Annotated in this window: 26 protein-coding genes and 1 pseudogene; 5 read left to right on the top strand and 22 right to left on the bottom strand. The window is 71.3% G+C overall.

Annotation, left to right across the window (positions count from 1 at the left end; genetic code table 11):
* Window positions 1–181: 181 nt before the first annotated feature.
* The gene (locus AB0I15_RS44165; RefSeq protein WP_358110316.1) at window positions 182–643 is read right to left on the bottom strand and encodes a hypothetical protein; all 462 of its coding nucleotides are present in this window, start codon (window positions 641–643) and stop codon (window positions 182–184) included.
* Between the two features lie 208 nt (window positions 644–851).
* On the opposite strand from AB0I15_RS44165, the gene AB0I15_RS44160 reads away from it, so the two are divergent.
* Complete coding sequence (locus AB0I15_RS44160; RefSeq protein WP_358110313.1) at window positions 852–1,349, top strand: hypothetical protein; 498 nt, start codon at window positions 852–854, stop codon at window positions 1,347–1,349.
* A gap of 14 nt (window positions 1,350–1,363) precedes the next feature.
* On the opposite strand, the gene AB0I15_RS44155 is transcribed toward AB0I15_RS44160, so the two are convergent.
* From AB0I15_RS44155 to AB0I15_RS44120, 8 genes and pseudogenes are all read right to left on the bottom strand, one after another.
* Entirely contained in the window at window positions 1,364–1,738 is a 375-nt protein-coding gene (locus tag AB0I15_RS44155) for a hypothetical protein (RefSeq protein WP_358110310.1), read from the bottom strand.
* Between the two features lie 9 nt (window positions 1,739–1,747).
* A complete protein-coding gene (locus AB0I15_RS44150; RefSeq protein ID WP_358110307.1) occupies window positions 1,748–2,161 on the bottom strand; it encodes a hypothetical protein in 414 nt (137 codons plus the stop codon).
* A gap of 124 nt (window positions 2,162–2,285) precedes the next feature.
* Window positions 2,286–2,651, bottom strand: a pseudogene (locus AB0I15_RS44145) (recombinase family protein); the annotation flags it as partial.
* On the bottom strand, window positions 2,614–5,823 hold the full coding sequence (locus tag AB0I15_RS44140; RefSeq protein WP_358110304.1) for an efflux RND transporter permease subunit: 3,210 nt from the start codon (window positions 5,821–5,823) through the stop codon (window positions 2,614–2,616). The gene AB0I15_RS44140 and the pseudogene AB0I15_RS44145, both read right to left, overlap by 38 nt.
* A gap of 132 nt (window positions 5,824–5,955) precedes the next feature.
* A complete protein-coding gene (locus tag AB0I15_RS44135) occupies window positions 5,956–6,621 on the bottom strand; it encodes a response regulator transcription factor (RefSeq protein ID WP_358110301.1) in 666 nt (221 codons plus the stop codon).
* The gene (locus AB0I15_RS44130; RefSeq protein ID WP_358110298.1) at window positions 6,618–7,904 is read right to left on the bottom strand and encodes a histidine kinase; all 1,287 of its coding nucleotides are present in this window, start codon (window positions 7,902–7,904) and stop codon (window positions 6,618–6,620) included. Before AB0I15_RS44130 ends, AB0I15_RS44135 begins: the two co-directional genes overlap by 4 nt.
* A gap of 9 nt (window positions 7,905–7,913) precedes the next feature.
* The gene (locus tag AB0I15_RS44125) at window positions 7,914–9,803 is read right to left on the bottom strand and encodes a cytochrome c oxidase assembly protein (RefSeq protein WP_358110295.1); all 1,890 of its coding nucleotides are present in this window, start codon (window positions 9,801–9,803) and stop codon (window positions 7,914–7,916) included.
* Window positions 9,804–9,870: 67 nt separating this feature from the next.
* A complete protein-coding gene (locus tag AB0I15_RS44120; RefSeq protein WP_358110292.1) occupies window positions 9,871–10,359 on the bottom strand; it encodes a DUF305 domain-containing protein in 489 nt (162 codons plus the stop codon).
* Between the two features lie 126 nt (window positions 10,360–10,485).
* Here AB0I15_RS44120 and AB0I15_RS44115 point away from each other — a divergent pair, with 126 nt between their 5' ends.
* The 3 genes from AB0I15_RS44115 to AB0I15_RS44105 are packed head-to-tail and all read left to right on the top strand — an operon-like array spanning window position 10,486 to window position 11,746.
* Window positions 10,486–10,968, top strand: a complete 483-nt coding sequence (locus AB0I15_RS44115; protein WP_358110289.1) for a phosphoheptose isomerase — start codon at window positions 10,486–10,488, stop codon at window positions 10,966–10,968.
* Window positions 10,965–11,156: a HypC/HybG/HupF family hydrogenase formation chaperone gene (locus AB0I15_RS44110; protein ID WP_358110286.1), complete on the top strand. Its 192-nt coding sequence runs from the start codon at window positions 10,965–10,967 to the stop codon at window positions 11,154–11,156. The genes AB0I15_RS44115 and AB0I15_RS44110 overlap by 4 nt, the downstream gene beginning before the upstream one ends.
* Window positions 11,153–11,746 carry an SIS domain-containing protein gene (locus tag AB0I15_RS44105; protein WP_358110283.1) on the top strand — a complete coding sequence of 198 codons (594 nt, stop codon included), beginning with the start codon at window positions 11,153–11,155 and terminating at the stop codon, window positions 11,744–11,746. Before AB0I15_RS44110 ends, AB0I15_RS44105 begins: the two co-directional genes overlap by 4 nt.
* Here the strand turns inward: AB0I15_RS44105 and hypE are convergent.
* From hypE to AB0I15_RS44040, 13 genes are all read right to left on the bottom strand, one after another.
* Window positions 11,729–12,802, bottom strand: a complete 1,074-nt coding sequence (gene hypE, locus AB0I15_RS44100) for a hydrogenase expression/formation protein HypE (RefSeq protein ID WP_358110280.1) — start codon at window positions 12,800–12,802, stop codon at window positions 11,729–11,731. The genes AB0I15_RS44105 and hypE overlap by 18 nt on opposite strands.
* On the bottom strand, window positions 12,799–13,926 hold the full coding sequence (gene hypD / locus AB0I15_RS44095; protein WP_358110277.1) for a hydrogenase formation protein HypD: 1,128 nt from the start codon (window positions 13,924–13,926) through the stop codon (window positions 12,799–12,801). The genes hypE and hypD overlap by 4 nt, the downstream gene beginning before the upstream one ends.
* A 9-nt stretch (window positions 13,927–13,935) precedes the next feature.
* Window positions 13,936–14,208 carry a HypC/HybG/HupF family hydrogenase formation chaperone gene (locus AB0I15_RS44090; RefSeq protein WP_358110274.1) on the bottom strand — a complete coding sequence of 91 codons (273 nt, stop codon included), beginning with the start codon at window positions 14,206–14,208 and terminating at the stop codon, window positions 13,936–13,938.
* Entirely contained in the window at window positions 14,186–14,551 is a 366-nt protein-coding gene (locus tag AB0I15_RS44085) for a hydrogenase maturation nickel metallochaperone HypA (protein ID WP_358110271.1), read from the bottom strand. The genes AB0I15_RS44090 and AB0I15_RS44085 overlap by 23 nt, the downstream gene beginning before the upstream one ends.
* A gap of 119 nt (window positions 14,552–14,670) precedes the next feature.
* Window positions 14,671–15,480: a hydrogenase maturation protease gene (locus AB0I15_RS44080; protein WP_358110268.1), complete on the bottom strand. Its 810-nt coding sequence runs from the start codon at window positions 15,478–15,480 to the stop codon at window positions 14,671–14,673.
* Window positions 15,481–15,535: 55 nt separating this feature from the next.
* Window positions 15,536–16,420 carry a hypothetical protein gene (locus AB0I15_RS44075; protein WP_358110265.1) on the bottom strand — a complete coding sequence of 295 codons (885 nt, stop codon included), beginning with the start codon at window positions 16,418–16,420 and terminating at the stop codon, window positions 15,536–15,538.
* A 3-nt stretch (window positions 16,421–16,423) separates the two neighbouring features.
* Window positions 16,424–17,062 carry a DUF6084 family protein gene (locus AB0I15_RS44070; RefSeq protein ID WP_358110262.1) on the bottom strand — a complete coding sequence of 213 codons (639 nt, stop codon included), beginning with the start codon at window positions 17,060–17,062 and terminating at the stop codon, window positions 16,424–16,426.
* 1 nt (window position 17,063) lies between these two features.
* Complete coding sequence (locus AB0I15_RS44065) at window positions 17,064–17,279, bottom strand: hypothetical protein (protein ID WP_358110259.1); 216 nt, start codon at window positions 17,277–17,279, stop codon at window positions 17,064–17,066.
* Complete coding sequence (locus AB0I15_RS44060) at window positions 17,276–17,887, bottom strand: DUF5947 family protein (RefSeq protein ID WP_358110256.1); 612 nt, start codon at window positions 17,885–17,887, stop codon at window positions 17,276–17,278. The genes AB0I15_RS44065 and AB0I15_RS44060 overlap by 4 nt, the downstream gene beginning before the upstream one ends.
* On the bottom strand, window positions 17,884–18,405 hold the full coding sequence (locus AB0I15_RS44055; protein ID WP_358110253.1) for a hypothetical protein: 522 nt from the start codon (window positions 18,403–18,405) through the stop codon (window positions 17,884–17,886). The genes AB0I15_RS44060 and AB0I15_RS44055 overlap by 4 nt, the downstream gene beginning before the upstream one ends.
* A gap of 4 nt (window positions 18,406–18,409) precedes the next feature.
* On the bottom strand, window positions 18,410–20,209 hold the full coding sequence (locus AB0I15_RS44050) for a nickel-dependent hydrogenase large subunit (RefSeq protein ID WP_358110250.1): 1,800 nt from the start codon (window positions 20,207–20,209) through the stop codon (window positions 18,410–18,412).
* Window positions 20,210–20,222: 13 nt separating this feature from the next.
* On the bottom strand, window positions 20,223–21,257 hold the full coding sequence (locus tag AB0I15_RS44045) for a hydrogenase expression protein HypE (protein ID WP_358110247.1): 1,035 nt from the start codon (window positions 21,255–21,257) through the stop codon (window positions 20,223–20,225).
* Window positions 21,258–21,412: 155 nt separating this feature from the next.
* Window positions 21,413–22,183 (bottom strand): SigB/SigF/SigG family RNA polymerase sigma factor, encoded by a 771-nt coding sequence (locus AB0I15_RS44040; RefSeq protein WP_358110244.1) that lies wholly within the window; start codon window positions 22,181–22,183, stop codon window positions 21,413–21,415.
* Between the two features lie 268 nt (window positions 22,184–22,451).
* Between AB0I15_RS44040 and AB0I15_RS44035 the strand changes: the two genes are divergently transcribed.
* Window positions 22,452–22,739, top strand: coding sequence for a putative quinol monooxygenase (locus AB0I15_RS44035; protein WP_358110241.1), 288 nt, complete (start codon window positions 22,452–22,454; stop codon window positions 22,737–22,739).
* Window positions 22,740–22,762 lie beyond the last annotated feature (23 nt).

Genomic DNA, 22,762 nt, shown 5'->3' with positions numbered 1-22,762 from the left:
GCGGCGTCGACCAGGACGGCTCGCGAATGCGGATCGCCTACCGCCATAGCCGGAGTGAGGTGGAGCCACCGGAATGCCGACCCGGGGCCGGTCGCGTTGATGTCGCGGGTCACATCCGTCCCGGCCGCCAGGTCCCACGTATCGGTCGTCACCAAGCGGGCCCGCATCTGTCCGCAGTCGATCAGGAGCCGCTCTCCCGCGAGCACCCCGACGAGCGAGAGATCGGGCCTCCGGTGGCCACGTCGGTCAGGGCAGGGTTGACGGCCGCGCCGGTGAAGCGTACCAGTGCGTCGATGATCGGCCCGGTCGAGCCCGCGAGCGTGCTCACGGGCTGGTCAACGGCGTTCGCCGATCCCTGCCGTGTGGTCTCGATCTCGTCGCGCCAATACACGCCGGGGATGCGCACCAGCGCGGTAAGACGGGCCATCGCGGCCGAGGTGTTGAGCTCCGGCTCACTGATCCCGTCAAGGATGACGTCGGCCTGGCGGACGATCGTGCCCGCAATGTAGGTGAGCTTCATCAGTCGGTGCTTGACACCGAGCAGCGCGCCGAGCGCCTCCAGGTTGCGCTCCATCTGCTCGAACCCGCCTGGCGCACCGGCCGGGGTGCGGCCGTACACGGTCAGCACGAGCGGCACCGTCATCGTCTCATGGTGCCGGCCGGATGGTCGAGCGGACCCCCGTCGAGCTGGTACGTCGGCATGGCCCCTCCTACTTTGTTCAAAGGCCAGGGCGCGGTGTCCATGTGTTTACTGACGTCAAAGTGCCAAGTGCATTTCGGGCGCTCAAGCATCGTGAAGGCCCCATGCGAAATCGCTAGGCATTACCCAGCGCGGCTTCTACGCTCCGATGGTGGCGGACATCAGCTACTTGGAAGCGTGGCGCATGTGGTTCGACGGCAAATCCACCGTCGGCAACAATCTGCTCGGTGTTCCCATGTTGTGGTGGGGTCGGACCGGTAAGATCGGCGCGTTCCTCGGGGGCATGACGGTTGTTCTGGACGTGATCGGCCCTGAGCGTATCCGGCAGTTCGGGGAGCGGGTTCGGCGCGTTGACCCGTGGGCTGACCTCCCCGAAAAGTGGCTTCGTGTCCCATCGATGATTATTTGGCTGATCGGGGCGGTTCCCTTTGGGATTTCGGCCTACGTGGGCGGCGGTTCTGTCGAGTGGACGATCGGCGTACCCATGCTGGTCTGCTACGTGGCTATTGCTTTCGCGGTAGTGAACCCTGACGCGTTGGCGAAGCTGGCGGCCATGATGCTGGAGAATCCAGTGTCGGAACGAATCCTTCGATGGATAGCGGTGGTCCTGTTGATCGTCGGCTTCCACTTCGACCTGCTTGCGAGCTAACCTCGTGTACTTCGTTACAACACCCCCAGCATCCCGGCGTAGGCGAGGCCGCGGTTGACGGTCTCGCTGGTGGTCTCGGCGGCCGGGTTGATCGTGGTGACGGAGATGTTCACCCCGGCTGGCCGGTTCAGTCCCGCGCCGGTGACGGTGCGGCCGGTCGTTCCGAGGTCGCCGATGGTCGCGCTCAGGTTCGGCCGAAACGACCGCTCCAGGTCTCCGGCGATACGCGATGCGGTAGCCAGCACCGTCCGCGCCGAGGACTGCATGCCCTGAGCCATGCCAAGCATCGTGAACTGACCGATCTCCGCGAAGAGCGTCGAAGGCGAGCTGATGCCCATCGCCGCCCGCACCCAGTCGGGCAGGATGTTGCGGAAGAAGCCCCAGATCACGTTCCGAAATCACGAGGCGGCCGACTGGATGCCGTTCCACAGCCCTTGCGGGAGCTGCCAGCCGAGGTTGTCGACGATGACGAGGAAGTCGAGGATCCCGCGCCCGGCCGTGGCCAGTGCGTCGAGAAAGTCGCCCTGCAGGAGCAGCGCGGCTGACTGCACCAGCATGATCAGCGGCGGCAGCAGGGGCGTGACCAGCTGCAGCAGCGGCGGAAGGAGCGGCAAGATCATAGGCGTCAGATCGGCGACGCTCTTGATCAAGGCGAGCGTGTTCAGCAGGGCGAGCTGTGGCAGCAGTGGAGCCACGGCGGGCAGGACGCTTCCGGCTAGCGCAATCGCTAGCGATCCCAGCAGCGGAAGCACCGGACCGATCGCACTGACCGCCATCGCGAACGCGGCGACCAGCAGGTTCAGCGATGGCACGCTCGCCTGCACAGCGACAGCGAGCACCTGGGCGAGCAGCGCCGCGAGCTCCGGCGGGCGGCAGCCCTCGCGCCAGGCGATTCTGGTACGCCTCCGCCCACTGCTCGCCCGCTCTGTCGCTCTCGAAGGCGGCGATCTCCATCAGCACGCCCCGGGTCAGCTTGCCGACAGCGGTAGTGGAGTCCACCTCTTCTGTGGCCGACACCAGCTCACCGCCCGCCGCTTCCGGCCTGGCGAGGTTGAGCTGGTTGCCGGTGCGGTTCCGGCCGAAGCGGGAGTACTTCCACACGAGGATCGCGGTGGCCTTGCCCGACTCTACTTGGGCGATGGCTTCCATGATCGTTCGCTGGAAGTTCCTCCCCGACACATCCAAGTCCTCGATCCAGCCACCATTCGGCCACATACCCGGCGGGATGTAGTACCCCCGCCGGGCGGCTAACGACTCGATGGCGTCACGCTGGATTGCCGGCGAGATCTTTTCTTCGAGCATCATCGACACTCTGACGTAGACGATCGCCGGAATGAGGGGGACGCGATCTTCTCTCACGCCTCTCATGTACAGCAACCACAAGGGTAGGCACCAGGATGAGCGTGAGCAGGGTGGAGCTGACCAGGCCGCCGATGACCACGACGGCGAGGGGCTTGGAGATGAAGCCGCCGCCCCCCGTGATGCCCAGCGCCATCGGCATGAGGGCGAAGATGGTGGCCAGGGCGGTCATCAGGATGGGTCGCAGTCGTTTGCGGCCGCCCTCGACCACCGCCTCGTGCAGCGCCATCCCCTGCCGCCGATACTGGTTGATCAGGTCGAGCAGCACGATCGCGTTGGTGACGACGATGCCGACCAGCATCAGCAGGCCGATCATCGCCGCCAGCCCCAGCGGGGTGCCGGTGATCAGGAGCAGCCCGATGGCGCCGGTGGCGGCGAACGGGATCGACACCAGCAGGATCAGGGGCTGGATCAGGCTGCGGAACGTGCCGACCATGACGAAGAACACCAGGGCTACGGCCGCGACCAGCGCCAGCCCGAGGCTGCCGAACGCCTCCGCCTGGTCCTCGCTGGCGCCGCCCATCGAGTACGTGGCCCCGGCCGGCAGCGACAGCTTGGCCAGTCTGCTCTGCAGGTCGGTGCCGGCCGCGCCCAGGTCGGAGCCGGTGTGCTTGCCGGAGACGGTGGCGCTGCGCTGCCCGTCGATACGGGTGACCGAGACGGGCCCGTTCACCTGCTCGACCTTGGCGACGTCGCGCAACTCGACACCGCCGGGCAGTTCGAGGTCGCGCAGGTCGCCGAGTGAGGCGGGCGCGCCGCCGGTGCGCAGGACGACGTCCGCGGTCGTGCTGTCGAAGCTGAGCTGGGTGACGGTGGCGCCCTGGAACGCCTGCGCCACCGCCTGCCCGATGGCCATCTCCGACAGGCCCTTCTCGGCGGCCTCCTCGCGGTCCACGGTGACGTCGACGCGGGGCGCGGTGTCGGCGACGGTGCTGGTCACCTCGGCCACGCCGGGCATGGCCGCCATGGTGTCCCGGACGAGGTCGGCCGCCTGGCGCAGGGTGTCCTGGTCGGCGGCGTGCACCACGACCTCCAGGCCGTCCCCGCCGAAGCCGCCCGACTCCCCGACGCTGATCTCGCCGGCGTCGGTGAGGGCGCCGAGCCGGGTGCGCAGGGCGTCCTCGACGGCGACGGTGTCGCTGCCGTCGCGCAGGGTGAGGGAGTAGCTCGCGCGGGCCGCGCCGCCGCCACCGCCGCCGCGTCCGGGCGGGCCGCCGGTCATCGCGACGGCGCTTCCGCCGCCCACGGTGACCTGGTACGACTCGATGGCCTCCACGTCGGCCAGCATCTCCTCGACCTGCTTGGCCTTGGCGTCGGCGGCGGCCAGGGAGGTGCCGGCGGGCAGGTTCTGGGTGACGCTGACGGTGTTCTGGCCGGCGTTGTCGATGAAGCTGGTCTCCAGGCGCGGGATCAGGGCGAGCGTCCCGGCGAGGATGGCCAGCGCGGCGGCCACCGTGGAGAGCCGGTGCCGGGTGGCGAACCGGATGACGGGCACGTACGCCCGCTGCATCACGCTGCGCCGCTCACGCTCCTCGGCCTCGCCCCGGTCGCCCTCTTTGCCCGGCTTCATGAACCAGTAGCTCATCACCGGCACGACGGTCAGCGACACCAGCAGCGAGGCCAGCAGGGCCACCGTCACCGTGATGGAGAACGAGCCGAACAGCTCGCCCACGAGACCGCCGACGAAGGCGATGGGCAGGAAGACGGCGACCGTGGTCAGGGTGGAGGCGGTGACGGCTCCGGCGACCTCGCGGACGCCGTTCTCGATGGCCTGCCGTTTGCGTTCGCCGTAGGAGAGGTGGCGTTTGATGTTCTCGAGGACCACGATCGAGTCGTCCACGACCCGGCCGACCGCGATGGTGAGGGCCCCGAGGGTGAGCATGTTGAGCGAGTAGTCCCAGGCCCACAGCGCGATCAGCGCGATGAGCACCGACAGCGGGATGGAGACCGCGGTGACCAGCGTGGACCTGACCGAGAACAGGAAGACCAGGATGACCAGGACGGCCATGGCCAGACCCAGCAGGCCCTCGGTGGTCAGGCTCTCGACGGCCTGCTCGACGGAGGGCGCCTGGTCGAACACGATGGTGAGGCTGCCCTGGCCGCCGAGCTGCCGGGTCAGGCCGGGCAGCTCGGCCCGGACGTCCTCGGAGATGGACACGGCGTTGCCGTCGGGCTTCATGGTGATCGACACGCCGAGGCTCGGCCTGCCGTCGGTACGGGTGAGCGTGGCGGAGTCGGCCAGGCCCAGCTTGACGCTCGCGACGTCGCCCAGCCGTACGGGGTCGGGTTTGGGGGCGGGCTTCGGCGCCTGCTGCCGGGGCTGGGCGGTGCCGGGGCGTCCCGTCGAAGAGGGCTGTCCGGTGGCGGGCTCGGCGGTGGCCGGCGGGCTGAGGTAGAGGTCCTTCAGGTCGGCGAGGCCGTCGAACCGGCTGCCGACCTGGACGCTCAGCGCGGTGTCCGACCTGGTCAGCGTGCCGGCGGGCAGAGGGCTGCCCGCGTTCTGGATCGCGGTCGAGATCGCCGAGGCGTCCAGGCCCTTGTCCTTGAGCTCGTCCGTGTCGGGGGTGATGGTGATGACCTGGTCGCGCAGGCCGGTGACGGTGGCCTCCTTGACGCCCTCGATGCCCGCGAGCGTGGGCACCACCTGGGTCGACAGGGTGTCGGCCAGGCGCCGCTCGTCCGTGCCGGAGGTGGCGGCGAGCTGGAGGACCGGAAGGTCGTCGGTGCTGCCCACGTTGACCTGCGGTTCGACGCCGTCAGGGAGTGAGAGCCGGTCCACCGCCTGCTGGATGTCGCTCTGGGCGGCGTCGACGTCGGTGCCGAAGTCGAAGGCGACCTGGACGGCCGAGCTGGATTCGCGGGAGGTCGAGGTGACGCCGGTGACGCCGGTCAGGCCGCGTACCGCGTCCTCCAGGGGGACGGTCACGGTGTCCTCGACGATCTGCGGCGCCGCGCCGGGGTACGCCGCCATGATCGAGACCTGCGGGAAGGCCAATGAGGGCAGGAGCTGCTGTTTCAGCTGGGGGATGGTGAAGACGCCGAGGCCCGCCACCACGAGGGTGACGAGCGCGACGAGTCCTCTGTTGGCGAGGCTCAATCTGGCCAGGAACGACATCGGTCCACTTCTCTTCGCATATGGGACAGGGCAAGTAGCCCGGCGTTTCCAGACTCGCCGCCATATGCAGGGGAAATTTCCGACCTTGGGATGGTCCTGGCCTACCGCGATCGCCGTACCCGGCCACCCCGGCTACTGCGGCCGGGGATGGACCAGGCCCGTCTCGTACGCGATGATCACGAGCTGGGCGCGGTCGTGCGCGCCCAGCTTGAGCATCGCCCGGTTGACGTGGGTCTTGGCGGTCGTCCTGCTGATGCCCAGCCGGACCGCGATCTCGTCGTTGGTCAGCCCGGTGGCCACCAGCGTCATGATCTCCCGCTCCCGCTCGGTGAGCACGCCCAGGTCCTCGGGCAGGTGGTCGGGGTGGGCGTTCGGGCTGGCCAGGAAGCGGGAGATGAGCCCCCGGGTGGCGGACGGCGACAGCAGCGCCTCTCCCCTGGCGACCAGCCGGATCGCCTCCTGGAGCTGGTCGGCCTCGACGCTCTTGCCCAGGAAGCCGCTGGCGCCGGCGCGCAGCGCGGCGAAGACGTACTCGTCGATCTCGAACGTCGTCAGCACCAGCACCCTGATCCCGCTGTCGCCCGAGGTGATCTCACGGGTGGCGGCCAGCCCGTCCATGCCCGGCATGCGGATGTCCATCAGGACGACGTCGGGCTCGCTCTCCTTGGCCAGCCGCACCGCCTCGCCGCCGTCGGCGGCCTCCCCCACCACCGTCAGGTCGGGCGCCGACTCCACCAGCACCCGGAAACCGGCCCTGACCAGCGCCTGGTCATCGGCCAGCAGCACGCGGACGCTCATGGGAGCACCTCCTCGGGGACGGGCAGCACGGCATGCACGCTCCAGCCGCCGCGCCGGTCGGGTCCGGCGCTGAAGGTCCCGCCGACGGACAGGGCCCGCTCCCGCATCCCGATCAGCCCGTGCCCGGAACCGTTCCGGCCACCGCCGGAACCAGAGCCGCCGCAACCTGAGCCGCCGGGACCAGAGCCATCGGGACCAGAGCCATCGGAACGTGAGCCGTCAGCGCCGGGGCCGTCGTCGGTGACCTGGACGACGACCCGGGCGGGCTCCCAGCCGAGCCGCATCTTCACGCTGGCGTCGGTGGCGTGCTTGCTGACGTTGGTGAGCGCCTCCTGGACGATGCGGAACGCGGCCAGGTCCACGGGCGCGGGCAAGGGTCTGGGCGCGCCTTCGGCCAGGCATTGCACGTCGAGCCCCGCCGCCGTGAAGGAGGCGATCAGCTCGGGCAGCCGCTCGAGGCCCGGCGACGGCTCGGCCGGCACGTCCTCGTGGCTGCCGGGCTGGCGGAGCAGGCCGACGGTGGTGCGCAGCTCGTTCAGCGCCTCCTTGCCCGCGTTCCTGACGTGGCCGAGCGCCTGGCGGGCCTCGTCGGGCCGGCTGTCGAGCACGTGGGCGGCCACCTGGGCCTGGACGTTGATGAGCGCGATGTGGTGGGCCAGCACGTCGTGCAGTTCGCGGGCGATGCGCAGCCGTTCCTCCATCACGCGGCGGCGCGCCTCCTCCTCGCGGGTGTCCTCGGCCTTGCGGGCGCGTTCCTCGATGGCGGAGACGTAGGCGCGGCGGCTGCGCAACGCGTCGCCGATGGCGGTGGCCATGCCGATCCAGGCGACCTGCGCGAGCAGTTCGGGCGCCAGCGGCGACTCTCCCGAGAACACGAACCTGGCCCCGCTCAGGGTGAGCGCGACGATCAGCGCGGTGAGCCAGGCGGTCCGGCGCGGCGTGCGCGAGGCCACGGTGTACATGGCGATCACGGGGCCGGCGTCGAGCATGCTGCGCTGGCCTCCGAGCGCGAAGTACACGACGAGCCCGCTCACGCACACGGCCAGCACCGCCCACGGGTCGCGCCGCCGGAACAGCAGCGCGCCGCAGATCAGCAGGCCGATCACGATCGCCGCGGCCGAGGGCGGCGTCGTGGGAGGCGACGGCGGGGGAGGCAGCGGAGGCCCGTGGCGCCCGGCGTACGGGATCAGCAGCGTCCCGAGGTAGACGAACGCGGCCAGCACGGCGTCCCAGACGTACGGGCGGGCGCTCGGCGCGCGCCTCGCCCAGCTCAGCAGACTCACCCCTCCACGCTAGGGCTGTTCGGCGCCGCCTCCCTCCTTCACGGGGACGGCCTGCGCGTACTGCGATCGTGGTACCGCGACGACCTGGATGGACGTGGACGGCCGGGAGCGCGCCAGGCGTACGGCCAGCAGGGAGAGCGGGAGCAGCGGCACGAGGACGTAGGCGACGCCGGCCAGCCGCTGGTCGGCGAAGAGGTCCGGGGCGCCGGGCGGGGCCGCCAGCAGGAACCAGTCGGCCGCGGCCAGCGGCCCGAACAGCAGGGAGGCGCCCACGACCAGGTGCGCGGCCGCCACCGCCGCCAGCGTCCCGGCGCGGACGGACCAGGAGATCGAGCGGGGCAGCGGGTCCACGCCCGCCAGGATCCAGCAGACCAGCAGCCCGGCGCCGAAGAGCGCGAACTCGGTGACCAGATGGGCGGCATGCCCGGACAGCGCCCACGGCAGCCAGTCGGTGCGGTAGAGGAGCAGGAGCGCCATCACGTACGCCACCGGGGCCGACGACAGCACGGTCAGGCGGCGGCCCGCCAGGCGGGAGCCGAGGTGGCCGTACTGGGAGGAGGTGGTGGTGGCGCGGGCCGCCAGGGTGAGCGGGGCGCCGAGGCAGAGCAGGAGCGGGGCGACGACGGTGAGCACGGTCTGCTGGAGGGCGTGGACCGACACCATCGCCCGCGCGTAGCCGCCGAACCCACCGAGCAGGACCAGGGCCGTCAGGACGAGGCCGGCGTAGAAGGAGAGCGCGCGGCCGAGCGGCCAGGAGCCGGCGCGGCGCATCCCGATCAGGTAGCCGAGGGCGGGCAGCGCCAGCAGCAGCAGGATCATCGGATCGAGGCGGATCTCGGTGAACAGGGCGCCGGGGGTGAACGGGGCCAGGTCGTACTCCAGCAGGCGCGTGTCGTGCGCGCCGGCGGCGGCGGTGGCCGGGGTGGGCGGCGGGGTCCGCGACAGGCCGACGGCCAGGGCCATCGCCACGGCCATGACGATCAGCTCGCCCACCGCGAGGCGGGTGAAGACGTGGCGTACGCTCCGGTCGGCGACGTACGTGACCGTGCGGCGCCGGTGGGTCCAGCCGAACAGCGCGAGCAGCACGAGGGCGGCGGTCTTGGCCAGCAGGAACCAGCCGTACTCGGTGCGCCAGAGGTCGGAGACGGCGGTGAGCCGCACCCAGGCGGCGGCCACGCCGGAGACGGTGACGCCGGCGAAACAGCACAGGGCGATCGTGCTGAACCTGGGCAGCACGGTCCGCAGGTCCTCGGAGCGGCGGAAGTGCAGCAGGATCGCGCCCAGGCCGCCGACCCACAGGGCCATCGCGAGCAGGTGGGCCGTCAGGGCGGAGAGCGCGAGGTCGTGGTCGGCGGCGGAGGCCGCGTGGCCGACGTACGCGGGCGGGAGGAGCCCGAACGCGGCGATCACGAGGGGCACCCACGTGGGCACCCGCCGCAGCCGGGTGGCCAGACCCGCCGCGACGGCCACGGCCAGCACCAGCAGCAGGGCCTGCGCCTGCGGGATGGAGGTGGCGCCGGTACGGATCAGGTCCGGGGTGGCGAGCAGCTCCGCGACGGGCAGCGCGACGACGTCCGACACGGTCAGCACGTAGCTCGTCAGCGCCATGGCCGTCCAGGCGAGCGCCCACCAACCGGCCGCCCGCACGCAGGCCGCCTTCTCGGGTGAGTGGCGCGGGGCGAGGACGGCGGCGGCGAGCAGCGTACCGACGGTGGCGACCCCGCACAGGTCGTAGAGGAACCGGGCCAGCATCAGCCCGCGCTCCGTGAGCGGGCCGGCGGTGGGCAGCCCGGCGATCTCCGGCTGCCCCGCCCCGCCCAGCGGCAGGGCGACGAACACCAGCGCCGCGGCCCCCGCGAGGACCACGGACCCGGCGTAGACGCGCGCCGACGCCCTCATCGCCCGTCTCCTTCCAGCGCGCGGAGTCGCCTGCCGCGGTGGCACGGTTGCGGCGGCCGCATGGTCATCAGGCCAGCCGTTTGGCGATCTCCGCCAACTGGACGTTCTGCTCCTTGATCAGCCGATCGGCCAGTTCCAGGGTGGGACCGTGCCGGCCCGCCCCCTTGACCTGCTCGGCCATGTGCACCCCGTGCTTGAGGTGCTCGGACAGGGTCGTCAGCCACTTGCGGTCGAAATCGTCGCCGGCCGCCAGCTCCGCGCCGGCCTTCATCGCGTCGGCCGAGGTGACGGGGACGGCCACCTGCCAGGACTGCAGCCAGGAGGCCATCATGTCGATGTCCGCCTGCTCGGCCCCGAGCAGCTTCTTGCTCAGGTCTCGCACGTAGGAGTCGCCGCCACGCTCGGCCCCCACCTTGGCCAGGTAGATCGTCTCCTGGTGGTGCCCGATCATGTCCTTACTGAAGGTCACGTCCGCCTCGACATGATCGGCCGTCGTGTCCGCCGCCGCGGCGCATCCTGTCATGAGTGCCAAGCCCAGCAGTGCCAGGACCATCATCCTCCAACGCATACATGGGGGTACGCGCGGTGGGGCGGGCCGGTTCGAACACCGTTGCAGGAAGTCTTTGCGAAGCTTGCCATGTCGCTGCGGGACGGAGGCCGGCGGCGGGGCTGGAATGGGGGGATGGCTGATCTGCTCGATCGGGCCCGCGCCGCGCGTACGGGTCCGGGCACGGCGCTGGCGGAGGACGCCGCGCAGGTCGTGGAGGCCGCGCGGGCCATGGCCGCGCGGTTCGCGGCCGGGGGCCGGTTGCTGGCCTTCGGCGGCGCGGCGGACGCCGCCCACGTGGCGGTGGAGTTCGCCCATCCGGTGATCGTCGGCAAGCGGGCCCTGCCCGCGCTCGCCGTGGACGCCGCCCTGCTCGGCACGCTGGGACGCCCCCAGGACCTCGCCGTCGGCATCGGGCCGTGGCCGCTGCGCGGGCTGGAGCAGGCCCGCTCTCTCGGCATGCTGACCGTCGTCCTCACCACGGCCCCCGCCCCGGCGACGGCGGCCGATCAGGTGCTGCTCGCGCGCACCGGGGATCCGGTGATCGCGCGGGAGATCCACGTCACCACCTACCACCTCCTCTGGGAGCTGGTCCACGTGTTCCTGGAGGCCTCATGAGCGAGCGTTGTACGACCTGCGGCGACGTCGCCGTGCCCCTGCGCGTCACCGAGCTGCTGCCGGACGGGCTGGCCCTGGCCGACACCGGTGCGGGCAGCGAGGAGATCAGCGTGGCGCTGGTCGAGGCGCGGCCCGGGGACACCGTCCTGGTCCATGCCAAGGAGGCGATCGCGGTGATCGGGCGATGACGCTGTACCCGTTCCTGCGCCGCGACCCCCTCGACGTCACCGCTTCCACGGCCGCCAAGGCGCGGGAGAGCCTCGAGCTGCGGTTGCGGGTGATCGACGAGCTGGGCCCGGCGCTGGCGGCGTGCGCGGTCGAGGTGGCGGCGGCCCTGCGGGGCGGCGGGCGGCTGTTCGCGTTCGGCAACGGCGGCAGCAGCACCGACGCCGAGTCCGTGGCGGGGCTGTTCACCGCCGCCGGGCTGCCCGCGATCTCGCTGGCCTGCGACACGGCGCTGGTGACCGCGCTCGGCAACGACGTCGGGTTCGAGGTGGTCTTCGCCCGGCAGCTCGCCGCGCTCGGCGGCCCGGGTGACGTGGCGCTGGCGTTGTCGACCAGCGGCGGCTCGCCCAACGTGCTGCGCGGGCTCGCGGAGGCCGCGCGGCTGGGCATGGTGACCGTCGGCTTCGCGGGGTCGGGCGGCGGGCGGATGGCGCAGGACCGGCTGGCCGGGCACCTGTTCGTGGTGCCGTCGTCGTCGGTGCACCGTATCCAGGAGGCCCAGGCCACGCTCTACCAGCTCCTGGCCGAGCTGGTCTCAGCAGATGCGCGGTAGCGGGTCGCCGACCAGCACCTCCACCACGCGGGTGCCGCCGATCGCGGTCCGCAGCAGCACCAGGGCGGGCGGTTCGGCGGTGATCGTGCCGATGATGCCGGACTCGGCCCCCAGCGGGTGGGCGCGCAGGGCGTCCAGGGCGCGGGGGGCGTGGGCGGCGTCCACGACGGCCACGAAGCGGCCCTCGCAGGCGACGTAGAGCGGGTCGAGGCCGAGGAGCTCGCAGACGCCGGTCACCTCCGGGCGTACCGGGATCGCCGTCTCCTCCAGCAGCACGCCCACGTTCGAGGCGGTGGCCACCTCGTTGAGCACCGTGGCCACGCCGCCGCGCGTGGCGTCGCGCAGCGTCCTGACCCCCTCGGGCACGGCGTCCAGCAGCGCGGCGACGATGCCGTGCAGCGGGGCCGTGTCGGAGACGATCGGGGCCTGGATGTCGAAGTCGCCCCTGGCCAGCATGATGGCGGCGCCGTGCGCGCCGATCGGGCCGGACACGAGGACGGCGTCGCCGGGGCGGGCTCCCGAGGCCGAGAGCGTGAGCGGGCGCTCGACGAGGCCGACGCCCGTGGTCGTGATGTAGCAGCCGTCGGCGCGGCCGCGCTGGACCACCTTGGTGTCGCCGGTGACGATGCTCACCTCGGCGGCGGCAGCGGCGTCGGCCATCGAGGCGGCGATCCGGCGCAGGTCCGCGACCGGGAAGCCCTCCTCCAGGATGAACCCGGCCGACAGGTAGCGCGGGCGGGCACCGCACATCGCGAGGTCGTTCACGGTGCCGTTGACGGCCAGGTCGCCGATGTCGCCGCCGGGGAAGAACAGCGGCGAGACGACGAACGAGTCGGTGCTGAAGGCCGCGCGGGTGTCGCCGAGGCACAGGGTGGCGCCGTCCTCCAGCGAGGCGAGCAGCGGGTCGCGGAACGCCTCCAGGAAGACGGCCTCGATCAGGACCTGGGTGGCCCTGCCGCCGGAGCCGTGGGCGAGCGTGATGCGCTCCTCCCTGACGACGGGCTTGCGGCGGCGGGCCCGCTCGATGCGGTCGAGCACCTGCTGTTCCCGGTTCACGCCCGGCTCACCTCTCGTGCGCGGTCCCTGGTGAAGCGGCCGAAGTTGTAGTAGGCGGCGCAGGCGCCCTCCGACGACACCATGCAGGTGCCGATCGGCGTCTCCGGGGTGCAGGCCGTGCCGAAGACCTTGCACTCCCACGGCTTGATCACGCCTTTCAGCACCTCGCCGCACTGGCACGAGCGCGGGTCGGCGACGCGTACCCCGGGCACGTCGAAGACGCGTTCGGCGTCGAACGCCGCATACTCCTCGGCCATCGCCAGCGCCGAGTGAGCGATGAAGCCGAGCCCGCGCCACTCGAAGTGCGGGCGCAGCCGCATCACACGGCCGATCGCCTCGAGCGCCACCGGGTTGCCGTGCCACGGCACCACCCTGGCGTACTGGTTCTCGATCTCGCAGCGGCCCTCGGCGAGCTGGCCGAGCAGCATGTGGACCGAGGCCAGGATGTCCAGGGGCTCGAACCCGGCCACCACCATGGGCCTGCGGTAGTCGCGGGCGATGAAGTCGTAGGGCTCGCAGCCGATCACCGCCGAGACGTGGCCGGGGCCGATGAAGCCGTCGAGGCGCAGGTCGGGCGAGTCGAGGATGGCCTTGATCGCCGGGATGATCATGACGTGGTTGCAGAAGACGGAGAAGTTCCGCACGCCTTCGGCCGCCGCCCGCAGCACGGTCATCGCGGTGGACGGCGCGGTGGTCTCGAAGCCGATGGCCATGAAGACGACCTGGCGGTCCGGGTTCGCCTTGGCGATCTTGAGGGCGTCGAGCGGCGAGTAGACCATCCGGATGTCCGCGCCGGCCGCCTTGGCGTCCAGGAACGAGCCGGTGCCGCCGGGCACGCGCAGCAGGTCGCCGAACGAGGTCATGATGACGCCGGGCCGCATGGCGAGGTTGATGGCGTCGTCCACCCGGCCCATCGGGATCACGCACACCGGGCAGCCGGGCCCGTGGACCAGCGACACCTCGGGCGGCAGGTGGTCCTCCAGGCCGTGCTTGTAGATGGTGTGCGTATGGCCGCCGCAGACCTCCATGAACGCGTACCGGCGCCCCGGCCGGCACAGCGACGCGATCTCGGCGGCGAGCGCCCGCGCCCGGCCCGCGTCGCGGTACTCATCGACGAACCGCATCCGCCCTCCTCATGAAATGTCCGACGTACGCAGTGCGTCCAGCTCGTCCTCGTACGCCTGGCCGAGCCCCTCCAGCCAGTCCAGCACGGCCTGAGCCTCCTCTTCGGAGATCTTGGACAGCGCGAACCCGACGTGCACGAGCACCCAGTCACCGGGCTTCAGCTCCTGCCCGGCCAGCAGCCCCACGTTGATGCGCCGCCGTACCCCGCTGACCTCCACCACGGCGAGGTCGTCGTGCTCCTCGGCCGGGCCGATCAGCTCACCCGGCACGCCCAGGCACATCGGCCGCCTCCTCACCGAACCAGACGGACTCCAGCACCAGCTCGTCCCCACCGCGCAGGACCACGTCGCCGGCCTGGCAGTACGAGCACGCGGCCAGTACGTCCAGCGACTCCGACAGGACGCCGCAGCTCCGGCACTCGACGGTCAGCGGCGTGATGACCAGGTCGATCTCCGCGCCCTGCGCGGCCGTGCCCTCCGCGGCCAGGGTGAACGCCTGGCCGAACGCCTCGTCGAGCACCGCGTGCCGGGCGCCCACCCGGATGCGGGCCGCGGCCACCCGGCGGCCCGCGGCCTGCCGGTGGATCAGCTCGACAAGGCCCTCGCACAGCCCGATCTCGTGCACCTACATCCGCTCCATCCTCAGATACCGGTGGATCTGCGGCCACTGGTGAACGACGACCGCCACCATCCCGCAGATCAGGAGCAGCCGCACCGCTCGCGACTTCCTCATGCCAGATCACCTCACTCGTGCGCTCGATCGCGGCAGCCCGGTCCGGCACTTTCCGCAATCATTTCCATAACCAGGGACTTCACCAGGTTCGCGGCCTCTTCGACGGCGGCGCGCACGGGCGCGCTCAGCTCGAACAGCGCCTCGTCCACGGTCGCGGGCTCACAGCACACGACCCGCACCACGCCGGGCACCCGGCCCAGCTCGCCGGCCAGGCGCAGCACCCTGACCGGGTCCATGCCGTGCGTCTCCACCGCCGCGCCGCCGTCCTCGGGTTCCGGGTCGAGCACCGGGTCGAGCACCGTGAGGGTGCCCGGGGGCTCGCCGCGCGGAGCGGCGTCCACGAGGATCGCGGCGTCGTACTCGCGTTGCAGCGCGTAGGCCAGGTCCATGCCGCGGATGCCGAAGTCGACCACGTCCACGCCGGGGAGCCGGTCGGCGGCGGCCAGGTGGCGGGCCACCTCGACGCCGAAGCCGTCGTCGCCCAGGAAGACGTTGCCGATCCCGGCCACCAGGACCCGGTGGGCCCGCTCCCCGAGCGGCTCGATCTCCTCGGCGGCGTAGAAGAAGCGGTGGCCGGGCAGCCGGGCCTCGCCCAGGTCGCGCCCGGGGTCGTCGTCGAGAGTGACGGCGAAGTGGAAGGCGCCCTCCTCGTCCTGCTCGACGGCCTCGACCACGCCTTCCCGGCCGTCCAGGACCAGGTCGAAGATGTCGGCGGAGGAGCGGGGGCGCAGGCGTACGCGGCTGCCCGCGCCCACCGCCACCCCGCCGACGACCACCTCGGCGGGCCCCCGCCCCTCCATCCGGTCCCAGAAGCCGCTCACGCCGTCTCCCCTCTCCGGGTCCGGACGCCGCGCGCCCCTCCCGGTCCGACGCCGCTCATGCCGTCTCCTCCGTTCTGCGCATGACGCCGTGCAGGCGCATCAGCTCGGCGCCGGTCAGCGCGGTGCAGCGGTCGAGGATCTCGCGGCCCCGGGGGTCGCCGTCGCGGATCTCCCGCCGTTCCTCGTCGCTGAGCGCGAGCACGCTCAGCGTGAGGAGCTGGTCGATCTCGGTCGCGTCGAACAGGTCTCCCGGGCTCTCCGGGGAGATCTTCGGGTGGTCGTACAGGATGATCGGCGCGGCCAGCATGGTGTCCGCCCCCACCAGCACGGGCCAGGCGCCGTCGCTGCGGCAGCTCTCCGCGTGCGCGCGCAGCTCGTCCGGCGGGTCGATCGACGAGACGAACCGGCCGCCGGGCGCGTGCAGCACGGTGTGCGCGGAGACGAACGTGCGGGCGAGCGCGCTCTCGCGCGTGCCCCGCTCCCAGGGCGTGGTGTTGACGACGTCGGCGGTGATGCGGAACAGCCGCGGTTCCAGGGCCTCGGCGCGTACGTGGACGTGCCCGCGCAGCGCCTCCCAGCGGCGGACCACCTCCCCGTCGCGCTCCTCCCCCGCCGGCAGGTCGATCTCCGCCCGCCCCTCGCCGGGCAGCGCGACGGGTGGCATGCTCACCTCCCGCTCCCGCGCCTCCTCACCACCCGCCATCTCATCGCGCGCCCTGGCGACGACGTGCAGGAACCGTGCCCGCACCGTCACCGTGGCCCCCGGCTCCGCCTCCAGCAGGCACTGCGTACGCATCCGCCACCTCGCCGGGTCGTACGCCTCGGGGTGCACGCCGCCGATGGTCCACCGGTGCCGGTTCTTGAGCGAGGACTCCCGGTACGGCCACAGCAGGTACCCCTCGTACAGCACAGCGTTGGCGATCTTCCTGACGTGGTCCACGGTTCAGCCCTCCGCCAGCAGCGAGCGGACCACGTCGTCCCAGCCGGACAGCGTGTGCCGCACCTTGTACGCGTACAGCCGGTCGAACGCGTCCCGGCCCAGCCGGACCCACGCGCTCCCCGGGAAGTGCCGCTCCATCAGCTCCCGCCACACCCGCACCGGCATCCGGTACGACGCCTCGGTCCCCCTGGGCAGGTGCGCGGCCTGCAGCCGGTCGCCGTCGAGGTAGAAGACGGTGCCGGTGAACAGCAGGTCCAGCGGCGCCTCCCCGTCCTCCAGGCCGTGGAAGTACTTGGTGGCGGCCACGTCGAAGTCGTAGGTGCACGGCACGGTGACGTGGACGACCGTGTCGCCGGTGAAACCGGGCACCTGGGTGACGGTCTGCGTCCAGAGCAGGCTCGACAGGTTGCGCGACCACTCCTCCGGCGCGCCGAACAGCTCCGCGAGCCGTTCCCGGTCCCGGTCGCCATAGGCGCGGCGGGCGGCGTCGATGCGGATCTGGGTGGCGAGCGTGAGCGAGCGGATCTCGGGCCCGCCGGTGGCGTCGATGGCCAGCGTGAAGTCGAGCGCGGGCACGGCCGCGGGCGCGGCGGGCTCGACGCCGCGGACCTCGATCCGCGGCGCGGGTGGTGTGTGCCGCATGTCAGGCGGGCGACAGGTTCGGCATGCTGGGATCGATCGGGTCGTGTTTGCCCGGGTTGATACCGGTCGAGCGCCTGGCGGTGGAGCCGCCGTCGGGCAGGTGGCCCTCCTGCGCTTCGTAGTTGCCCGTCGCGTTGCCCTCCTTGACGCCCTTGACGTGGGAGGGCGTGTCGGGTCTGACGTCGGGCCTGCCGGTCCTGATGGGCTTCTTGGTCATGCCGGGCTCCTGTCGTTGAGGTCGATGAAGAAACGGGCGATCTGCTCGCGTACGCCGGGGCCGCCGGTCAGGCCGCGCCAGCGGGAGCGGACCAGGCCCGCCAGCCGGTAGCAGTCGTCGAGCGGGACAATCCAGGCGCCGTGCTCGCGGTCGAGCAGCAGCGCCTCGACGTCGGGCTCCAGCCGGGCGAGCGCCGGGTCGTCCCAGGCCGGGCCCGCCACGACGCCGGCCGGGCTGGGGTAGTACATGACCGGCACGCCCGCGCCCGAGTCCCGCACCAGGAACACCGTGCGGACGGGCGCGCCCACGCCCGACCAGGCGAGGCCGGTCAGCCGCTCGCGCCGCCGCGGCACCAGCCGGTACTGCCCGCCGCCCGCCGCCGTGTGGTCGAAGAGCACCTGACAGGCGCGGCAGGCGCAGCGCAACTCCCGGACGGTCAGGTCGAACAGGTGACGGTGCTCGGGCGGGACGGGCTCGCCGCACAGATCGCACCGCTCGACATCGGCCCGCTCAGCGGCCCGCTCGGCGGCGACCCGCTCCACGTCGGCACGTTCGGCGGCGGCTCGTTCTCCGCCGGATCCGGCCAGCCGCCGAAGCCGCCCGCTCACCGGCCCCCCACCGCCGCCTCCGCGGTCCCCGCCGCCGGGCCCGCCGGGCCCGCCGTGACCGGCGTGCCCGCTGAGCCCGCTGAGCCCGCTGAGCCCGCGCCGCGGCGTACGGTCAGGCTCTCGATCGGGATCAGCGGTCGCTCCGTCCCCTCGATCTCGATCCGTTCGACCTCGGGGGCCGCCGCGCGTACCGCCTGTTCGGCGGCGGTGACGCGGCAGCCGGACCCGCGCACGCGCAGCCGGGCCAGGCCGTCCTCGAGGTGGGTGAGGTCGGCGTCGTGCCCGGCCAGCGCGGACTCCACCCGGGCCCGGGTGTCCAGCGGGTGCAGGTCGTGCAGGACGAGCAGGGGGAAGATCAGCTCGTCGGCGGCCAGCCGCGCCGCCAGCGGCTCGCCGGCGAGCGTCATCACCCGCGCGAGCCCGTCCCCGTACAGCTCCAGGAGCCGCCTCACCAGCTCGATCGCGGCCGGGTCGGCGTCGTCGAGCAGCTCTTCGATGCGTTCGATGCGCTCCGACACGGCCCTATCCCGCCGCGCCGAAGGTCGGCGAGTGGAGCTTCTTGAGCACCTTGCCATCGCCGAGGTACATGTGCACCCCGCACGGCAGGCACGGGTCGAAGCTGCGCACGGTCCGCATGATGTCGATGCCCTTGAACGTGTCGGGGCCGTTCTCCTCGAAGATCGGCAGCCCCTGGACCGCGTCCTCGTACGGGCCCGGCGTGCCGAAGCTGTCGCGCGGGCTGGCGTTCCACGGCGTCGGCGGGTACGGGTGGTAGTTGGCGATCTTGCCGTCCCTGATCACCATGTGGTGCGACAGCACCCCGCGCACCGCCTCGTGGAACCCGCAGCCGATCGCCTCGTCCGGCACGTCGAAGTCGCTGAACACCTTGGTCCGCCCGGCCCTGACCTCGGCCATGGCCTGCTCCAGGAAGTACACCGCCATGCCGGCGGCGTAGGCGACGAAGTAGGCGCGGGCCCGGTTGCGTTCGAGCGTGTTCGCCCAGCGCGGGATCTTCCACTCGAAGCTCATCTCCGGCAGGGACCGGCTCTTGGGCAGGTTGATCTCGACCGAGCGGCCCGTGGCGCGGACCGTGCCGGTGTCGACCAGCCCGGCGAGCGCCGTCGCCCAGAGCCTGGCGAGGGGTCCGCCGCCGGTGTCGAGCGCCAGGTGGTCGCCGGTGCGCTGGTCATACCAGCGGGGGCTCATCACCCAGCTGTAGTTGCCGCCCTCCAGGTCGCGTTTCTGCGGGTGGGGCAGCGTGGTCTGGTTCCACGGGTGGCGCTGGTCGACCGGGTTGCCGAGCGGGTCGTGGGTGACGAACGTCTCCTCGGACTGCCAGTCGTCGTAGTAGGAGCTGCCGAGCAGGATCCGGATGCCGAGGTTGATGTCGACCAGGTTCGTCGTCAGCAGTTCGCCGTCGAGCACGATGCCCGGCGTGACGAACATGGCGCGGCCCCAGGTCTCCATGTTCCGGTAGTCGTAGTCGACGACGGCCGGGTCCTGGAAGGAGCCCCAGCAGCCGAGCATCACCCGCCGCCGGCCGACCTCCTCGTAGCCGGGCAGGGCCTGGTAGAAGAAGTCGAAGAGGTCGTCGTTCATCGGGACGGCCTTCTTCACGAAGTCGAGCACCCGCAGCAGCCGCGACAGGTAGTCGGTGAACACCTGCGGTGTCGCCACGGTGCCCACGCCGCCCGGGTAGAGCGTCGACGGGTGCACGTGCCTGCCCTCCATCAGGCAGCACATCTCCCTGGTGACCCGGCTGACCTCCAGCGCCTCGCGGTAGACGTCGCCGGTGAACGGGTTGAACGCGCGCATGACGTCCGCGATCGTGCGGTAGCCGTGGATGCCGCCGTTCGGGGCCTCGGTGGTCTCGGCGCGGCGCAGCAGGCTCGGGTTGGTCTCCTTGACCATCTGCTCGCAGTAGTCGACGAAGACCAGGTTGTCCTGGAAGAGCGTGTGGTCGAACATGTACTCGGCCGCCTCGCCGAGGTTGATGATCCACTCGGCCAGCGGGGGTGGCTTGACCCCGTACGCCATGTTCTGGGCGTAGATCGAGCAGGTCGCATGGTTGTCACCGCAGATGCCGCAGATCCGGCTGGTGATGAAGTGCGCGTCGCGCGGGTCCTTGCCCTTCATGAACACGCTGTAGCCGCGGAACAGCGACGAGGTGCTCTTGCACTCGGCCACTTCGCGGTTGTTGAAGTCGATCTTCGTGTAGATGCCGAGGTTCCCGATGATCCTGGTGATCGGATCCCAGGACATCTCGACCAGCTCGCGGTCGGTCCCCGTTGCCTGACCGCGCCCCGCCGTACGGGTTGTCACCTTGCCGTTCCCCCTAGTTTCCCCAGCGTGGGTCGTACCCGCTGGTCAGTTTGCGGCCGTTGTGCCGCCACTTCGGCTCCTGGTTGGCCGAGCGGTTGGTGATGGCGCGGAGTTTGCGGATGAGCGCGCCGTACGCGCCGCTCGCCGCCGCCGACACCGACGCGCCGGGGGGTTCGTCCATGAACGGCATGAACTTGTCGGGGAAACCGGGCATCGTGCACGCGATGCAGACGCCGCCCACGTTGGGGCAGCCGCCCACCCCGTCCATCCAGCCGCGCTTGGTGACGTTGCAGTTGACCACCGGGCCCCAGCAGCCGATCCGGACCAGGCACTTCGGCGAGTTGTAGTCGTGCGCGAAGTCGCCCTGCTCGTAGTAGCCGGCCCGGTCGCAGCCCTCGTGCACGGTCTTGCCGAACAGCCACGTGGGGCGCAGCATCTCGTCCAGCGGGATCGTCGGGGCCAGGCCCGCCGCCTGGTAGAGGAGCCAGGTCAGCGTCTCCATGAAGTTGTCGGGCTGCACGGGGCAGCCGGGCACGTTCACGATCGGCAGGCCGCCCGCGGAGCGGAAGTCGCGGCCCAGGTAGTCGGCCAGGCCCATGCAGCCGGTGGGGTTGCCGGCCATCGCGTGGATGCCGCCGTAGGCGGCGCAGGTGCCGATGGCGACGACGGCCCACGCCTTGTGGGCGAGCCGGTCGATCCACTCGTTGACGGTGATGGGCTCGCCGGTCTCCGGGTCGTTGCCCATCGCGGTCCAGAAGCCGTCGCCGTTGATCCGCTCGTTCGGGATCGAGCCCTCCACCACGAGGATGAACGGGCCCAGCTCGTCACGGTGCGCCTGGTGGAAGGCGGCCATGAACGCGTCGCCGACCTCCGTGGCGAGCACCTTGTTGTGCAGGTGGACCTTGGGCAGGCCGGGCACGAGGCCGAGCAGCACGTCCTCGATGCTCGGCAGGGTGGCGGCGGTGACGGAGACGGTGTCGCCGTCGCAGCTCAGGCCCTCCGACGTCCACAAGACGTGGACCTCGTCGAGCGCGGTGGATGTCGTCACGGCTCAGCCCCCCGGTCTGCCACGGAAGGTGATGAAGTTTCACCTCTCCGTAGCGGGCATACCGCGACGAGGGCCCCCGCAAACGCTCCTGGCCTGCGGCGATGGCCACGCTTGTGGTCCGCGTGACCACCGCCCGGCGGAGCCGGGGCCCACGTTTACTCGGACAGGGCGCTGCGGAGCTTGGTGAGCACGGCGCGCAGGATGCGGGAGACGTGCATCTGCGAGATGCCGAACTCGGCGGCGATGTCGGACTGGGTCATGTTGCCGTAGAAGCGCATGAGCAGGATGTTGCGCTCCCGCTCGGGCAGCGCGTCGATGAGCGGCTTGATGGCGTACCTGCCGAGCATCGTGTCCAGCGAGTCGTCCTGCGCGGGCAGGAAGTCGCCCAGGTCCGCCGCGTCCTCCTCGCCGCCGACCGGGGCGTCCAGCGACAGCGTGCTGTACGCGGTGGAGGCGTCGAGCGTGAGCAGCACGTCCTCCTCGGAGATGCCCATCCTGACGGCCAGCTCCGCGACGGTCGGCGAGTGGCCGAGCTCCTGGGTCAGCTCGGCGGTGGCCTTGTTGAGCTCCAGGCGGCGCTCCTGGTAGACCCGCGGCACCCGGATGGCCCAGGTGCGGTCACGGAAGTGCCGCTTGACCTCGCCCACCATGGTGATCATCGCGTAACCGCGGAACTCGTGGCCGAGCTCGGGGTCGAAGCCGTTGATCGCCTTCATCAGCCCGACGTACGCGGCCTGGCGCAGGTCCTCCATGGACTCGCCGCGGTAGCGGTAACGACGGGTGACCTCGCTGACGAGGCCGGCGTACATCTCCACGACGCGCTCGCGGATGCGGACGTTGTGCCATTCCTCGGTCTCGGGCCGGTTCATCTCCGCGAGCAGCTGCTCGGCGGTCATCTCTTCGAACGCGATTTCCAGGACGGCCATCTGATGCTCCACAAAGGTTCCAGGCGGCCCCTGAACACAGAAAAAGCCCATGCAGAGGCACACCACGATGTCACGTAGGAGAAGCCCTCTGCTTGGACTTCGGGATCAAGAATTCCCTATAAAACCGAATCTATCGCGAAATTAGGTAACAAGCGAATCACAACCGTGCGGACGCCCGGGAACCTACGGGCCGCGCTCGGCGCGGCCGGAGTGCCGGTTCATGATGAGATCTGCACGATCGACCGCGAACGTCTTCAGGAGAGAACCCATGGCCTACGCCGTTGTGGCCCATTACCGGTGCGAGCCGGACGACGCCGGCCTCGTCCGGGACGCGCTGCTGAAGATGCGCGAGCACACGCTCCAGGAGCCCGGAAACCTGGCGTACGTCGTCCACGCCGACGCCGGCGAGGAGGCGGCCTTCACGCTGTACGAGCAGTACGTCGACCGGGCCGCCTTCGACGCCCACACCGCGTCGGAGCACTTCGCCGAGCACGTCATCGCCACGATCCGGCCACGCCTGACCGCGCGGACCGTGTGGTTCGGCGAGGTCATCTGACGAGGCCGCTGCTGACGTCGCCG

It is taken from the genome of Nonomuraea sp. NPDC050643 (assembly GCF_040654715.1).
Lineage (GTDB): Bacteria > Actinomycetota > Actinomycetes > Streptosporangiales > Streptosporangiaceae > Nonomuraea.
The sequence above is the reverse complement of the archived record's forward strand: the minus strand, read 5'-3'. Positions and strand labels throughout refer to the sequence as shown.